Here is a 14,632-nt window from a genome sequence, read left to right on the forward strand (position 1 = left end):
CATCTGCCCACGAGTAAGCCAAGGGGGTGCAGCGGTGTATCTGACAGGGACCTACGATCGAAATCTCGATGCAAAGGGTCGTCTGTCTCTGCCGCCTGCCTTCCGTAAGCAGCTTGGGGACCAGGTGCGCGTCCTCGCCGCTCCTGAAAAGGAGATCGACGCCGTGTATGTGTTCACCGAGGACACGTTCAAGGACTGGCTCATGTCGGTGTTTGCGGCAAAGGGGGGTTTCGACCCCACCAATGAGCAGCATCGACTGGTCAAGGAGGCTCTTAACGGTGCGGCAACCACACTTGAAATAGACTCCGCCGCCCGTATCAGCCTTCCCGAGACGGTCCGTGGGGAGGCCCATCTCGACCGCGAGGTGACCGTCGTGGGTAACGACGACCGCCTGGTGGTATGGGATCGCGCGACGCACGAGGCACGCAAGGCCTCCGTGAGAAGCGCGCTTGCGGACTTCTTCAACTAGCGTTTTTCGGAGGACACGAGCATGGAGACGGGAACGTTGACACCTGAATACCGGCATGAACCTGTCATGCTCGCGGAAGTGCTCGAGCAGCTCGACCTTTCGGAGGGCAGCATCGCGTGCGACTGCACGCTCGGTGGCGCCGGCCACTCCGTCAAGCTGGCGGGGGCGGTGGGCACCTCCGGCCTTCTGATCGGAATCGACCAGGATGACATGGCTCTCGACGCGGCGCGCAAGCGCCTTGCCGTCGAGGCGCCCGGGACGCCGTGCAAGCTCCTGAAAGGAAACTTCGGCGATCTGGACGAGCTTTTGTGCTCGGCCCAGGTCCCCGGCGTGGACGGATTCCTGTTCGACTTGGGCGTCTCGAGCCCGCAGCTCGATATCCCTGGAAGGGGCTTCTCGTATCACGAGGACGCCCCGCTTGATATGCGGATGGATCCGGGTAACAACACCTTAAACGCAGCTGAGGTCGTAAACACCTATAACGAAGCAGACCTCGCCCGGATTCTTCGCGTGTACGGCGAGGAGAAGTTCGCAAGCCAGATCGCGCGTCAGATCGTGCGCCGGCGCGCGGACGCTCCGCTCGTCACCACGGGGGACCTCGTGGAGGCCGTCAAGGCGGGCATTCCCGCCGCCGCGCGCCGCCATGGGGGACATCCTGCGCGCAAGAGCTTCCAGGCCATTCGCATCGAGGTCAACCATGAGCTCGATGTCTTGGAACGGGGGCTCGAGGCGGCGGTCCGCTGGACCAATCCGGGAGGGCGCATCTGCGTCATCTCGTACCACTCCTTGGAGGACCGCATCGTCAAGCACATCTTCCAGGAGCATGCGCAGGGGTGCACGTGTCCGCCGGATATTCCGGTGTGCGTGTGCGGCCATGTGCCGGCACTCAGGATTCTCACACGAAAACCGCTGGTCGCGCGTGCCGACGAGGTGGCGCGCAACCCACGGGCCCGTTCGGCGAAGATCCGCGTGGCGATGCGGCTGTAAGGCCGCACACCCGCGCCTCGGACCCGCGCCCGAACACGGCTACACGTACTTCAAACGCACCACTCAAGCTTAGGGACGAGGTTGCATAGCATGGGTTATCGTCAATCAAACGCAGCATACGCCTATGATATGCAGCCCGTCTCCACATCTGCCGAGCAGCTCGCGCCCCGGTATCAGGAGCGCCCGGAGCTCCATGTCGTCTCGGGCGAGGGACTCCAGGCGAACCAGGCGGTGAGCCCGGCGTTCTTCCATGTGCTCAAGGTATTCTGCGTGCTCGCGATGCTCTTCGTCACCGTGGGCGTCGCGCGCATCGCGATCGCGGGCGCGACCGCCTCGGCGCTCAACGCGAACGCGGAGCTTACGCAGACGCTCGAGGCCGGACGCGACGAGAGCACGAACCTCGAGGTCATGCGCTCGGTATTCAGCTCTCCCACCAGGATTCGCGATATCGCCACCGCCACGTTCGGCATGGTCGATTCCGATAAGAGCGTCACGGTCGACCTCGCCGGTTCCGCCGAGGCCGAGCCGGAGGCGTCCGTCGATGCGGATGCCGACGCCGCCGTCCGTTAGCGACTCGCCATGCCCGATAACCGCTATGATCGAGGCGGCCGCCCGCGCCGCGGAAATGCGAACGGCAGGCCGCAGGGCGGCTACCGCAGTTCGCGGGGTAGGCGCACCTCCGTGCCGCCCAGCGGCGAGACGCCGCAGCTCGTGACAAGGCGCAAGGTCATCAAAGGTCTCATCGGCGCCGTGTTCGGAGTCGGCACCCTTCAGCTCGCCCGCCATCAGATCTTCTACCACGACATCAACATGCAGCGTCTGAGCGACCGCCGCGAGGTCAACTCGCCGCTGTACGCCAAGCGCGGGACGCTCTACGACCGCAACGGCAACGTTTTGGCCTCGAGCGAGGAGTGCTACAACATCGCGCTCAACACGCAGAAGATCACCGATCGTGACGACGTGGTCGATGCCCTCGTCGAGCATCTTGGTGTGAAGCGCTCGCGTGCCCGCGAGCTGACCGGCAAGGATACGACCTGGATATACGTCAAGCTCCAGGCCGATATCGACGAGGCCGAGGCACTTATGGCGACGGGCCTGTCGGGCATTGAATACGAGTCGACCGTCAAGCGCGTCTACCCCTATGGCAGCACCGCCTCGCAGGTGCTCGGCGTCGTCGGTACGGACAACACCGGCATCACGGGCCTGGAGCTGCAATACGAGGAGGAGCTCCGGGGCACGGACGGCTGGATCGTGCGCGAGCGCGCGGCCGATGGATCCTATATCGCCGGCGGCGCCTACAGCAAGCAGGACGCGGTCGACGGCAACGACTTGGTGCTGACCATCGACGTCAACATCCAGCAGACGGCAGAGGAAGTGATCGCCGAGGCGGTTGAGAGCTTCGGTGCGCAGACCGGTACCGTTTTGGTGACCATCCCGTCTACCGGCGAGATCCTCGCCGCGTGCTCCTATCCCACGTATAATCCCACCGATCTTTCGAGCGCGCGCACGGAGGATATGAACCTGCGCGCCGTGACCGATGCCTACGAGCCGGGAAGCGTCTTCAAGGCGCTCGTCTGCGGTGCGGCGATCGATATGGGGGTCGTCGACACCGACACCACCTTCACCGTCCCGCCCGTCGTCATGGCAGGTGACGACGAGGTGACCGACACCGACGACCGCGACTACACCATGGACATGTCCGTGCGCGAGATCATGCGCCGGTCGTCCAATACCGGCATGATCCTTGTGGGGGAGCAGATCGGCGCCGACAAGTTCGCCGAGTACATCGACGCCTACGGCATCGGCCAGCGCTCGGGAATCGATTTTCCCGGCGAGAACACCGGTATCGTGAAGGACCGTGCCGACTACGACGGCGCCAGCGTGGCGGCGATGTCGTTCGGCCAGTCGTTGTCGGTTGCCCCCGTGGAGCTCGTGCGCGCCGTCTCGGCGATCGCGAACGCCGGCGTGATGACGACCCCGCACTTCGTCCGCGCGCGCCGCGGCGAGGAGGTCGACTGGACGGATACGGAGAAGCGGGCGATCTCGGAGGAGGCCGCCGTCAAGGTCGCCGACATGATGCGCACCGTCGTCGACGAGGGCACGGGCACGACCGGCCAGGTTCTGGGCTACGACGTCTCGGCCAAGACCGGAACCGCGCAGCGCGCGAGCGAGAGCGGGGGATACATCAAGAACAGCTACACCGCTTCGTTCATGGGCTTCGCGCCCACCGACGATCCGGCCGTCCAGGTGTACGTGATGATCGACGGCACCGCGAACCTGTCGACGGTGGTCGGCGAGTCCTTCGCGACGATCCTTCAAACGTCGCTTGAAGCGTTCGGCGTCCGTCCCACAAGCTAGGGCGGTGTCTTTTTTATCGAGCGTTCGCGTACGCACACACGGCCTGCACCAACGCCCACAGGGGCCGCGCTACAATAATCGGCTGGCATATCGGGCTCGGTAAGGAGCATTCATATGATCGAGATAGCAGTCAAGCGCATCGAGGAGGTCTGCTCCGTACGCGTGCTCGCCGCGGACCCCGAGCGCATCTGTCGCGGGTGCGTGATCGACTCCCGCCTCGTCGAGCGGGATTCGATCTTCGTCGCATTTCCGGGTGAGCGCGTGGACGGCAACGATTTCGCCCTGAGCGCCATCGAGGCGCAGGCGGGCTGCGTCGTGCTGACGCGCGAACCCTCGGCCGACGTGCTCGAGGCCGCCGCGCGCACCGGGTGCGCCGTGCTGCTGAGCGACGACCCCACCGAGTTCCTGCTCGATTTGGCCCATGAGTTCCGCATGTCGCTGCCGTGCACGGTCATCGGCGTGACCGGGTCCATCGGCAAGACCACGACGAAGGACTCCCTTGCGGCCCTGCTGTCGGCGCGCTATCGCGTGCACGTCACGGCGGGCAACTACAACAACCTGATCGGTATGCCGCTCACCATCCTTGCCGCCCCGCGCGACACCGAGGTCATGGTGCTCGAGATGGGCATGGACGGTTTCGGCCAGATCGAGCGCCTGTCGCAGTGCGCCCGTCCCGACTACGCCGTCATCACCAAGATCGGCACCTCCCATATCGGTTTTTTGGGAAGTCGCGAGAACATCGCCCGTGCCAAGGCCGAGATCCTGGCAGGCATGGACGCGTCGGGCACCTGCGAGCGCGGCGGTGCGCCTGCGCTCGTGCTGAACGGCGAGGACGACTTCACTCCCTTCATCATCGAGCAGTTCGCGCGCCCCGCGGGCATCGAGGTCATCCTGTGCGGTACGTCTGAGGGCGACGACGTGCACTGCGGCGCGATCGAGCTCGACGACCACGGCTGCCCGCTGTTCACCCTGACGTTTGCCGACGGCTCGCATATCGACACCAAGCTCGCCATCCCGGGCGCGCAGTCGGTGACCAACGCCCTGTTCGCGGCCGCTCTCGCTCATCGCCTGGGTATCGACGCCGCGACCATCGACGAGCGCTTCGGCGCCCTGCAGATCACCGGTCGCCGCACGCAGGTGCGCGACGCCGCATGCGGCGCGCGCATCATCGACGACTCCTACAACGCCGCTCCCGAGTCCATGGCGGCCGCACTCGATCTTCTGTGCTCGCTGCCGGCGACCGGCCGTCGCATGGCCCTGCTCGGCGAAATGGGCGAGCTGGGAGGCGAAGGCGAGCGCCTGCATGCGCTGACCGGCGCGTACGCTGCCGCCAAGAAGCTCGATGAGCTCGTGTGCGTAGGCGGCGACAACGCCCGCTGCATGGCGGAGGCCGCCCGGCTTTTGGGCATGCCCGAGGAGCGGGTGCACACGGTTTCGGATACCGAGGCGGCCATCGGGCTCGTCGCGGGCGATCTTCGCCCTGATGACCTCGTGCTCGTCAAGGGGTCGCGCTTCGTCGGCCTCGATCGCTTTGTGGAAGAGGTGTGCTAGCAGATGTTCGGCAACCCCCTGTACCCGACGTACCAGACGTTTCTCGCCATCGGCATCGGTGCGATCATCGCCGCGGTCCTCATGCCGTTTTGGATCAAGATCCTGAAGTTCGAGGGGATCGGCCAGCAGGTCCGCGCCGACGGTCCTCAGCGCCATCTCGTCAAGCAGGGCACGCCCACCATGGGCGGGGTCGTCATCCTCGTATCGGTCGTTTTGACCTGCCTGCTTATGGCCGAGATCACCTTGGAGCTCGTGCTCGTGCTCGCCGCCACCGTCGCCACCGGTCTTCTCGGCCTTGTCGACGACATGACGAGCGTCACGCACGGCCGCTCGCTCGGCCTCACGCCGCACGCCAAGATGATCGGCCTCACGGCGATCTGCGTTTTGTTCTGCCTGTTTGCCGTCAACCTGTGCGGCGTCATCCCGTCGATCACGTTCCCCGGCGGGTTCACCATCGACCTGTCCGTCCTCATGACGGTCTTTCAGATCGGCGACCGCGTCTACTACATCCCCTGGCTGTACATGATCTTCACCTGGCTTTTGATCGTCGGCCTGTCCAACGCCGTCAACCTGACCGACGGCCTTGACGGCCTGGCGGGCGGCACCTCGATGATCGCCATGCTCATCATGGCGGCCATCGCCTTTGTGTGCGGCGACTCCAACCTCGCCATCTTCGGCGCGGCGTGCGCCGGCGCCTGCATCGGCTTTTTGTGGTTCAACTGCTATCCTGCGAGCATCTTCATGGGCGACACCGGTTCGCTGGCGCTCGGCGCGGGCTTCGCCTGCATGGCGGTCATCACCAACACCGAGATCGTCTCGCTCATCATCGGCGCCCTGTTCATCATCGAGACCCTGTCCGTCATGATCCAGGTGGTGAGCTTCAAGCTCACCGGCAAGCGCGTCTTCCTCATGGCGCCCATCCATCATCATTTCGAGAAGATGGGCTGGGCCGAGACGAAGGTCGTCATCCGCTTCTGGATCATCTCCGCCGCGTTCGGCGCGCTGGGCCTCGCCTTGTTCTTCCAGTTGGGATAGTGATTGATCATGCCGTTGCCTCAAACGTTCTCCCTACTCGTACTCGGATGCGGCTCAACCGGCCTTGATGTCGTCGCGTGGGGGCTGCGTCACACGCCCGATCGCGTGAGCTCGATCACCGTGTATGCGGGCGCTTCCGCCACGCCCTCCGAGGCCACCGCGGCGCTCGAGGAGCGCGGCGTGCGCTTCGTGTTCGGCACCGAGGAGGTCATGGGGGAGTACGACGTGTGCGTGGCGAGCCCGGGCATCTCGGAGTTCTCCGACTTCTTCGCCTCCGCGCGCGGCCACGCGCGCGACATCATGGGGGAGCCCGAGTTTGCCTGGCGCCTCTCGCGTTCCCCGTGGTGCGCGGTGACCGGCACCAACGGCAAGACGACCACCACCTCGCTCATCGACCATCTGCTGCGCGCGTCGGGTATGCAGAGCGTGGCGGTGGGCAACATCGGACGTCCCACGATCGACGAGGTCGACGGGCGCGGCGAGGATGCCTGGCTTGTGGCGGAGCTCTCGAGCTACCAGATCGCCACCGCCAGCGAGCTGCACCCGCGCGTCGCGGTCCTGCTCAACATCACGCCCGACCATCTGGCGTGGCATCGCACGCACGAGAACTACGCCTTGGCGAAGATCGGGCTGTTCTCGCGCATGGATGCCAACGATCTGGCCATCGTGGACGTCGAGGACGCGGGCATCATGGAGTACGCCGACCGCATCTTCGTCCCGGATCGCCGCGTCCTGTCGCTCGGCCTTGCCGACGCCGGCACGCCCGACGCCGCGTTCGTGCGCGACGGTCGCCTCGTGGTGCGTCTGGGCGGCGAGGAGACCGAGCTCATCGATGCGCGCGAGCTCGCGCTGCCGGGAAACCACAACGTCTTGAACGCCCTTGCCGCCTCGTCCGCCGCCCTGTTTTGTGGCGCGGACGCCCAGGCGGTGCGCGAGGGTCTCAAGGGCTTCAAGCCGCTGGAGCACCGCGTGGAGCCCTGCGGCGAGATCGACGGGGTGCGCTACTACAACGATTCGAAGGCGACCAACACCGATGCGGTCGAGAAGGCCCTGACGGCGTTTTCCGATGACGACGTGATCTTGCTTCTGGGCGGTCACGACAAGGGGACCCCGCTCGATGAGTTCGCCTCGTACGTGTGCGCTCGCGTGCGCGCCGTCGTCTGCTACGGCGAGGCGAAATCCCGTCTCCGCCATGCCGTCGAGGCGGCAAGCAACGGATATGATGTCGATATCGCCGAGGCGAGCGACCTGCGTGATGCCGTCGACGTCGCCCGCTCGCTCGCGCACCGCGGCGACGTGATCCTGCTTTCGCCCGCGTGCTCGTCGTTCGACGAGTTCTCGAGCTTCGAGGAGCGCGGCCGCTGCTTCAAGTCCTATCTCGACGAGCTGCGCGCCGGCGCGGACGCGCTGGCGTAAGGGGAGTGCAGCGTGTCGTCCTACGGTGCGGAAACTACCGATAGAGGCCGTCGTGTCCGGGCTGACGGGCGCGCGAGCGGCCGCCGCGACAGCGGCGGGGCCTATGGCGCCGGCGAGCGGCTCATAGCGGGCGTCCCGGCGCGCATCATGAAACCCCGTCTGGTGTTCTTGGCCTGCTTGGTCGCCATCGTGGCCTTCGGCCTGCTCATGGTGTACTCCGCCTCCGCGGTCGAAGCCCAATCCGACGGCCTCGCGCCAACGCATTACCTCGAGCGCCAGGCGCTCTTCGCGATTGCGGGCGCGGCGATCATCGCCGTCCTCGCGCTCGCGCCGGGTCTGTGGTCGTGGATGGCGGGCAGGGGATCGTGGATCCTGTGGTGCATCGCGTTTGCGCTGCTGGTGTTCGTGAGCGCGGTCGGCATCGCCGGCGGCGGCGCGCGCCGTTGGATCAACCTCGGCTTTTTCACGCTGCAGCCCTCCGAGTTCCTTAAGCCGGCGATCATTCTGATCGCCGCGAAGCTCATCTCCGCCTACTATGCCGAGCGCACGATTGACGGCAACTACTTCACGACCAGATTCGCTGCGGTCGTGCTGCTTTCGCTGGTTCTCGTGTTCTTGCAGCCCGATATGGGCACGACGATGATCATCGCCGCGACGCTGCTCATCATGCTCATCTTGGGCGGTATCTCGATGCGGGTCGTCGGCTTGTTCATCTTGGCGGTCGTTTTGGCCGGCGTTGCCATGATCGCCTTCGCGCCGTATCGTCTCGCGCGCTTTACGGTGCTGCTCGACCCGTGGGCGGATCCGTTTGGCGACGGCTACCAGGCGACGCTCGCCATCATGGCGTTCGCGTCGGGCGGGCTGTTCGGACGCGGCATCGGCAACTCGACGATGAAGTACATGTATCTCCCCGAGGCGCACAACGACTACATCCTCGCCATCATCGGCGAGGAGCTCGGCTTCATCGGGACGCTCATCTTCTTCGCCGTCTTCTTGCTCATGATCGCCAGCGCCTTTAGAATCGCCGAGCAGGCGCCGTCGCCGTTTGCGCGCCTGGTCGCCCAGGGGTGCGCGACCATTCTGGCCGTGCAGTTCCTGGTCAACGCGCTCGGCATCCTGAGCGTGATTCCCATGACGGGCAAGACCATGCCCTTCATCTCGTACGGCGGATCATCGCTCATCGCCAGCATGATCTTGGCCGGCCTCATCCTGCGCGTCTCTATGGAGAGCAACCCCCATACCGTCTACGATGCGCGGCGCCAGGAGTTCGCCGTCATGTCGGCCGAGGACGAATCGTCCAGCCACACGGGCCGCTCGACCGCAGGCGACGTGCACGTCCGCCGTTCGTCCGCGGGTGCGCAGCCTGCTTCGAGGCGGGAGGGCTTTTCCGTGTACGATGGTGCGCAGGAGCGCCGCCGCGCCGCAGATAGGCCGACGCGCCGCGAGGACCGCCCGCGCCGCGCGTCGTCCTACGACCGCGTCGACCTTCACGCCGATGCCAGCGAGCGACTGAGGCCGCGGCGCTCGCCGCGTACCGATCGTTCGGGATCGAACCGTTCGAGGAGGGATCGGAATGACCGATAAACTTTCCGTTGCCATCGCCGCCGGCGGCACCGCCGGCCACGTGAACCCCGCGCTCGCGCTCGCCGAGGAGCTCGCCGCGCGCGGCCATACCGTCAGGTTCTTCGGCGAGACGCGCAGGCTCGAGGGCAAGCTCGTGCCGCAGGCGGGCTTCGATTTCTTCCCGGTTCACGTGACGGGGTTCGACCGCGCGCGTCCCTGGACGCTCGCGACGGCGCTTGCGCACCTCGCGCATGAGGAACGCCGCCTGGCCGCCGCGTTTCGCGCGGACCCCGCGCTCGCGCCCGATATCGCCGTCGGGTTCGGCGCCTACGTCGAGCTGCCGCTCATGCGCGCCGCCGCGCGGCTCAAGATCCCCGTCGTGCTCCATGAGCAGAACTCGGTTCCCGGTCTTGCGAACAAGCAGTCGGCCAAGAGCGCCTCGCTCATCGCCATCGCCCAGCCCGACGTCCGTTCCGTCTTCGAGCGCCATGCCGGCGCCCGCACGCGTATCGAGTTCACGGGCAATCCCGTACGCCGTTCCGTGCTGGCGGGAGATCGCGCGCGGGGTCGCGCCGCACTCGGCATCCCGCAGGATGCCACCGTGCTGCTCGTCTTCGGCGGCTCTCTGGGCGCCCACCATATCAATCAGCGCATGTGCGAGCTGAAAGATGCGCTTTTGGGTATCGACGGTCTCCATGTCGTCCACTCCACGGGTGCCGAGGACTTCGAGGCGACGCGCGATGCGCTTGCCCTCTCGGAGGTAGAGGCGTCGTGCTATCATGTTCAACCGTACATTGAGGACATGGGCGACATGCTCGCGGCTGCAGACCTCGTGCTGTCGCGCTCGGGCGCCTCGTCGGTCGCCGAGATCGCGGCGCTCGCCGTGCCCGCCGTCCTCGTGCCGTATCCGCTCGCGACCGCCGACCATCAGACCACGAACGCGCGGTTTTTGGTCGATGCGGGCGCTGCCACCATGTTCCCTGATGCTCAGATCGACGACGAGGCGTTCTCGCACAGCTTGCTCGAGCTTTTGCGCGACGGCGCCCGGCGCGAGCAGATGCGCGAGGCGGCGCGCGGGCTTGCGCAGGACAAGGCGGCCGTGCGGCTCGCGGACGCCATAGAGGGTTTGCGCGCCTCGCTGACGTGAGCTGCGCCCGCGCGCGGTTTGCGCTAGAGTTAAAGACTGGCTCAACATAGGTCACGTCTCAAGGGGAGACCATGGAACAGGCACTGGATTCAATCGATCGCGGCACGCCGTCGTTTCGGCGCGCGCATTTCATAGGCATCGGCGGCGCCGGCATGAGCGGCATCGCGCTCGTTCTGCACGAGCGCGGCTATGACGTGTCCGGCTCCGACCTCAAGACCTCCCGCTACATCCGCCAGCTCACGCGGGCCGGCGTCGATGTTCATGTGGGCCATGAGGCGCATACGATCGACGAGGTCGCGCCCGATGTCGTGGTCGTCTCCACCGCCATCCCCGACACGAACCCTGAGGTCGTTCGCGCGCGCGAACTGGGCATTCCCATCTGGCCGCGCGCCAAGATGCTCTCCGCGCTGGGACACGGCTACACCACCGTCGCCGTCGCCGGCACGCACGGCAAGACGACGACGTCGTCCATGTGCGCGACCATGCTCGACCGCATGGGCCTCGATCCGAGCTTCTTGATCGGCGGCATCGTCGAGGGGTACGACACGAACGGCCGCAACGGCAGCGGCCGGTTCTTCGTCGCCGAGGCCGACGAGTCCGACAGCTCGTTTCTTTACCTTGAGCCGAAGGTCGCCGTCGTCACCAATGTGGAGGCCGACCATCTCGATCACTACTCGGGTATCGAGGAGATCGAGCAGACCTTCGTCAAGTTTATGAGCCTGGTGGGGGAGGACGGGTCCATCATCGTCTGCGGCGAGAGTCCCCGTCTGGTCGAGCTTGCGCGCTCTACCGGTCTTTCGGTCGTGACCTACGGCTTTGCCGAGGACTGCGACATCGTCTGCACGCCGGTCAAGACGAGCCGGAGCGTCGCCTCGGTCTTCGATGTCAAGCTCCCGAACGGCGATGTCCGCCGTGTCTCCATCAAGAGCAATCCCGGTCGCCACAACATGCTCAACGCGTCCGCCTCGCTTGCGGTCGCGTGGGTCGAGGGGCTCGACACGGCCGCGGCGGCCGAGGCGCTCTCGACCTTCGAGGGCGTCCGTCGCCGCTTCACGCACATCGGCGACGTGGACGGCGTGACGATCGTCGACGATTACGGCCACCATCCCACCGAGATCTCCGCGACGCTCTCGGCGGCGCGCACCCTCGATTTCGAGAAGATCGTCGTCGTGTTCCAGCCGCATCGCTATTCGCGTCTCCAGGCGCTCGCCGACGACTTCGCCGACGCGCTTGCCGCGGCCGACGTGCTCGTGTTCATCGACGTGTTCCCTGCGGGCGAGATGCCCATCCCGGGTGTGACGAGCAAGATGCTCGCCGATCTCGTGGCGAGCCGCCATCCGGGCAAGCGGGTGTTCTACGCCGCCGACCGCGCCGAGCTCATGGAGCGCCTGGATGCCGAGACGGCGTCGGGCGACCTGCTCATCACGATGGGCGCCGGCGACATCACGCAGGTCGGTCCCGAGTACCTCGAGCACGTCGCTGAGGCCAAGAAGGGTGCTCAGTAGCCGATGGGCCTGTTCAACGCGGTGATGTCCCTCTCGGGATCCATCGATACCGACCTTATCGAGGACGAGCGCCTGGCGCGCCATACGAGCTATCGCATCGGCGGCCGCGCCTCGCTGTTCCTCATCTGCCATAGCTACCATTCCCTGCGGCGCACCATCGACGTGCTGACGCGCGAGGAGGTGCCCTGGGTCATCTTGGGCAAGGGCTCCAACCTGCTCGTCTCCGATGACGGGTACCGCGGTGCCGTCATCACGCTCGGTCGCGAGTTCCAGCGCTCCGTGCTGTCCGAAGACGGTCAGACCATGACCGTCGGCGCGGGGGTCATCCTCGCGCGGCTGGTCAACGACGCCTTCAGCCGCGGTCTGTCGGGACTCGAGTTCGCCGTGGGCATCCCGGGCACCGTGGGCGGGGCGGTTTCCATGAACGCGGGTACGCGCGATGAGTGGATTGGATCGCTTATCGAGGACATCGTGACCTACAAGCCGGGTGCGGGGATGCGCCACTATCGCCACGATGACGTGTTTTGGGCGTACCGCGAAAACGGCCTTCCCAAAGACGAGATCATCCTCGAGACGACGCTGCGCCTGACGCCTGCCAACAAGGCCGACATACGCGCCAAGATGGAGCGCTATCTGGTGCGCCGCCGCCGCACGCAGCCGGTCGGCTCGGCGTGCTGCGGGTCGGTCTTCCGCAACCCCGCGGGCAGAAGTGTGGGAGCTATGGTCGAGGAATGCGGATTGAAGGGTTTTTCGGTCGGAGGGGCCGAGGTCTCGCCGGTACACGCTAACTTTATTGTGAACAGCGGCACCGCATCTGCGAGCGACGTGGTCGCGGTCATCCAGCACGTATACGAGAAGGTTAAGGAAACGTATGGCGTCGAGCTCCAGCCGGAAGTCAAATTCCTCGGCTTCTAAGCAGAAGCCCACCTTCCGCCGCTCCACCGGCGCCGCATCGTCACACCGCTCGTCGACGGCAAAGGCCGCACCGTCTACACCGGCTGCGGCTCCGTCCCGTGCCACCCCGAAGCGCGCCCGCACCTACACTGCGCCGACGAAGAAGTCCGCCTCTTTGCGCGTATCGTCCGCGCGCACCGCCAAATCCTCATCTGCCAAGCCCACCGCTGCCGCGGCGATGCCCGGCGCGCGCAAGGCGACGCCTGTGACGCGCAAGGCGACACCGCGCGCCGCCGCCGCGACGTCAATCGCCCGCAAGGGGTCCGCTGCGAGAGGCGCGTCGACGCGCGTGAAGGCGACGTCCGCGACATCTCGCCCGAATGCCCCTTCCGCGCCGAAGGCGAAGCCCGCGCGTCCGCAGGCGGCAAAGACCCCGCGCAAGAAGAAGCTGACGCTACCCGCAAGCAGCTCTGATCGCGCACGTACGACAACCGGGACGAAGGGCCCCTCGCTGGGCGATCGTTTGCACGCCGTCATGCCCTCGCGCGGCGGTGCATCGCCGGCTCCGGTTGCCCCTGCGCGTCGCGATGCGTTGCAGCGCCCGCTTGCGGGTCTGGGCTCCATCGGCGTCGCGCGCCTGGCGATCGTCATCGTGCTGCTCGTCGCCGTGATGGGCGGACTCGGTGCGGCGGTCGTCTACAACTCGGGCCTTTTCGCCGCCACGAACGTGATCGTCAACGGGAGCGCCCATATCCCGCAGCAGACCGCCGAGCAGCTCGTCGACGTTCCCGAGGGCGCGACGCTGCTCAACGTCAACGAGAAGGAGCTGTCCGAGCGGTTGGTGGAAAACCCCTGGGTCGAGAGTGTGAACGTCGAACGGGAGTTTCCCCATACGCTCGTCATCACGCCGGTGGAGTGTGACGTCTCCGCCATCGCCTACATCGTCGCCGACGATGTCGCCTGGGCGATCAGCGACGACGACGTCTGGATCGCGCCGCTGTCCGTGGCGGTGCCGCAGGACGATGCCGCCTCGACAGACGATGACGCCGACGGTGAGGCGACAGGTGAGGATGACGGCACGGACGTGGATGCCGATGCGGATGCGGAGGCGTCGGACGCTGACGGCGAGGACGCCGACGACAGCGCCGAGGCGACCGCTTCGGGTGTCGCGGCGGCGCTCAAGGTCGCGCAGGACAACGATGCGGTCCTTTTGACCGACGTAGGGGCGGACGTATCCCCCTCGTCGGGCAAGGCGGTCGACTCCGACGTCATCCTGGCCGGCTTGCAATACCTGCACGGGTTCTCGCCCGAGTTCCTGGCGCAGGTCAAGGATATTTCGGTCCCGTCGATCGAGGCGATCTCGCTTAACCTCGATTCAGGCGTCGAGGTGTCCTTGGGTGCCCCTGAGGATATACAGCAGAAGGAGCAGGTTATTCGCAGCCTGCTCGAGCAGCAGGAGGGCGTCACCTATATCAACGTGCGCGTTCCCGATGCGTACTCCTTCCGCAGCGCCGACGTTTAATACGGACGCCCCGATTCGAGTCGTGGGGACGCAGCGCCCCGTCTGCCGTGCCCGCCCGCCCGACGGCGGTGAACGGTTTGGTGCTCTACCTGCGAATTCCACATTTAGTAGATGCCAAAGTTGACTTCTACCTCGGATTTGTGCAAATATAACGCGGTTTACCTCGACATTTAATCTCAACTTGA

Annotated in this window: 12 protein-coding genes; all 12 read left to right on the forward strand. The window is 65.9% G+C overall.

Going from position 1 to position 14,632, the window contains the following annotated elements:
* Positions 1-34 precede the first annotated feature (34 nt).
* The 12 genes from QUW00_RS02065 to QUW00_RS02120 all read left to right on the forward strand — a co-directional run bounded on the left by QUW00_RS02065 (position 35) and on the right by QUW00_RS02120 (position 14,447).
* Positions 35-469: a division/cell wall cluster transcriptional repressor MraZ gene (locus QUW00_RS02065; RefSeq protein WP_289612740.1), complete on the forward strand. Its 435-nt coding sequence runs from the start codon at positions 35-37 to the stop codon at positions 467-469.
* Positions 470-490: 21 nt separating this feature from the next.
* Positions 491-1,456: a 16S rRNA (cytosine(1402)-N(4))-methyltransferase RsmH gene (rsmH, locus tag QUW00_RS02070; RefSeq protein WP_289612741.1), complete on the forward strand. Its 966-nt coding sequence runs from the start codon at positions 491-493 to the stop codon at positions 1,454-1,456.
* Between the two features lie 90 nt (positions 1,457-1,546).
* Positions 1,547-2,026 (forward strand): hypothetical protein, encoded by a 480-nt coding sequence (locus QUW00_RS02075; RefSeq protein WP_289612742.1) that lies wholly within the window; start codon positions 1,547-1,549, stop codon positions 2,024-2,026.
* Positions 2,027-2,137: 111 nt separating this feature from the next.
* Positions 2,138-3,814, forward strand: coding sequence for a peptidoglycan D,D-transpeptidase FtsI family protein (locus tag QUW00_RS02080; protein ID WP_289612743.1), 1,677 nt, complete (start codon positions 2,138-2,140; stop codon positions 3,812-3,814).
* A 114-nt stretch (positions 3,815-3,928) separates the two neighbouring features.
* Positions 3,929-5,365: a UDP-N-acetylmuramoyl-tripeptide--D-alanyl-D-alanine ligase gene (locus QUW00_RS02085; RefSeq protein ID WP_289612744.1), complete on the forward strand. Its 1,437-nt coding sequence runs from the start codon at positions 3,929-3,931 to the stop codon at positions 5,363-5,365.
* A gap of 3 nt (positions 5,366-5,368) precedes the next feature.
* Complete coding sequence (gene mraY / locus QUW00_RS02090; protein WP_289612745.1) at positions 5,369-6,400, forward strand: phospho-N-acetylmuramoyl-pentapeptide-transferase; 1,032 nt, start codon at positions 5,369-5,371, stop codon at positions 6,398-6,400.
* Positions 6,401-6,409: 9 nt separating this feature from the next.
* The gene (gene murD, locus QUW00_RS02095) at positions 6,410-7,816 is read left to right on the forward strand and encodes a UDP-N-acetylmuramoyl-L-alanine--D-glutamate ligase (protein WP_289612746.1); all 1,407 of its coding nucleotides are present in this window, start codon (positions 6,410-6,412) and stop codon (positions 7,814-7,816) included.
* A gap of 12 nt (positions 7,817-7,828) precedes the next feature.
* Positions 7,829-9,400 (forward strand): putative lipid II flippase FtsW, encoded by a 1,572-nt coding sequence (ftsW, locus tag QUW00_RS02100; protein WP_289612747.1) that lies wholly within the window; start codon positions 7,829-7,831, stop codon positions 9,398-9,400.
* The gene (gene murG / locus QUW00_RS02105; RefSeq protein WP_289612748.1) at positions 9,390-10,526 is read left to right on the forward strand and encodes an undecaprenyldiphospho-muramoylpentapeptide beta-N-acetylglucosaminyltransferase; all 1,137 of its coding nucleotides are present in this window, start codon (positions 9,390-9,392) and stop codon (positions 10,524-10,526) included. The genes ftsW and murG overlap by 11 nt, the downstream gene beginning before the upstream one ends.
* A gap of 71 nt (positions 10,527-10,597) precedes the next feature.
* Positions 10,598-12,031, forward strand: coding sequence for a UDP-N-acetylmuramate--L-alanine ligase (gene murC, locus QUW00_RS02110; RefSeq protein ID WP_289612749.1), 1,434 nt, complete (start codon positions 10,598-10,600; stop codon positions 12,029-12,031).
* 3 nt (positions 12,032-12,034) lie between these two features.
* Entirely contained in the window at positions 12,035-12,946 is a 912-nt protein-coding gene (murB, locus tag QUW00_RS02115) for a UDP-N-acetylmuramate dehydrogenase (protein ID WP_289612750.1), read from the forward strand.
* Positions 12,903-14,447, forward strand: coding sequence for a cell division protein FtsQ/DivIB (locus tag QUW00_RS02120; RefSeq protein ID WP_289612751.1), 1,545 nt, complete (start codon positions 12,903-12,905; stop codon positions 14,445-14,447). Before murB ends, QUW00_RS02120 begins: the two co-directional genes overlap by 44 nt.
* Positions 14,448-14,632: the final 185 nt, after the last annotated feature.

Origin of the sequence: Collinsella tanakaei, from assembly GCF_030373545.1 — a bacterium.
Lineage (GTDB): Bacteria > Actinomycetota > Coriobacteriia > Coriobacteriales > Coriobacteriaceae > Collinsella > Collinsella tanakaei_C.

Excerpts from the sequence above, each read along its gene's own strand:
- murD (WP_289612746.1), top strand. The coding sequence starts at position 6,410 with ATGCCGTTGCCTCAAACGTTCTCCCTACTCGTACTCGGATGCGGCTCA.
- QUW00_RS02120 (WP_289612751.1), top strand. The coding sequence starts at position 12,903 with ATGGCGTCGAGCTCCAGCCGGAAGTCAAATTCCTCGGCTTCTAAGCAG.
- murB (WP_289612750.1), top strand. The coding sequence starts at position 12,035 with ATGGGCCTGTTCAACGCGGTGATGTCCCTCTCGGGATCCATCGATACC.
- murG (WP_289612748.1), top strand. The coding sequence starts at position 9,390 with ATGACCGATAAACTTTCCGTTGCCATCGCCGCCGGCGGCACCGCCGGC.
- rsmH (WP_289612741.1), top strand. The coding sequence starts at position 491 with ATGGAGACGGGAACGTTGACACCTGAATACCGGCATGAACCTGTCATG.
- mraY (WP_289612745.1), top strand. The coding sequence starts at position 5,369 with ATGTTCGGCAACCCCCTGTACCCGACGTACCAGACGTTTCTCGCCATC.
- QUW00_RS02075 (WP_289612742.1), top strand. The coding sequence starts at position 1,547 with ATGGGTTATCGTCAATCAAACGCAGCATACGCCTATGATATGCAGCCC.
- QUW00_RS02085 (WP_289612744.1), top strand. The coding sequence starts at position 3,929 with ATGATCGAGATAGCAGTCAAGCGCATCGAGGAGGTCTGCTCCGTACGC.
- murC (WP_289612749.1), top strand. The coding sequence starts at position 10,598 with ATGGAACAGGCACTGGATTCAATCGATCGCGGCACGCCGTCGTTTCGG.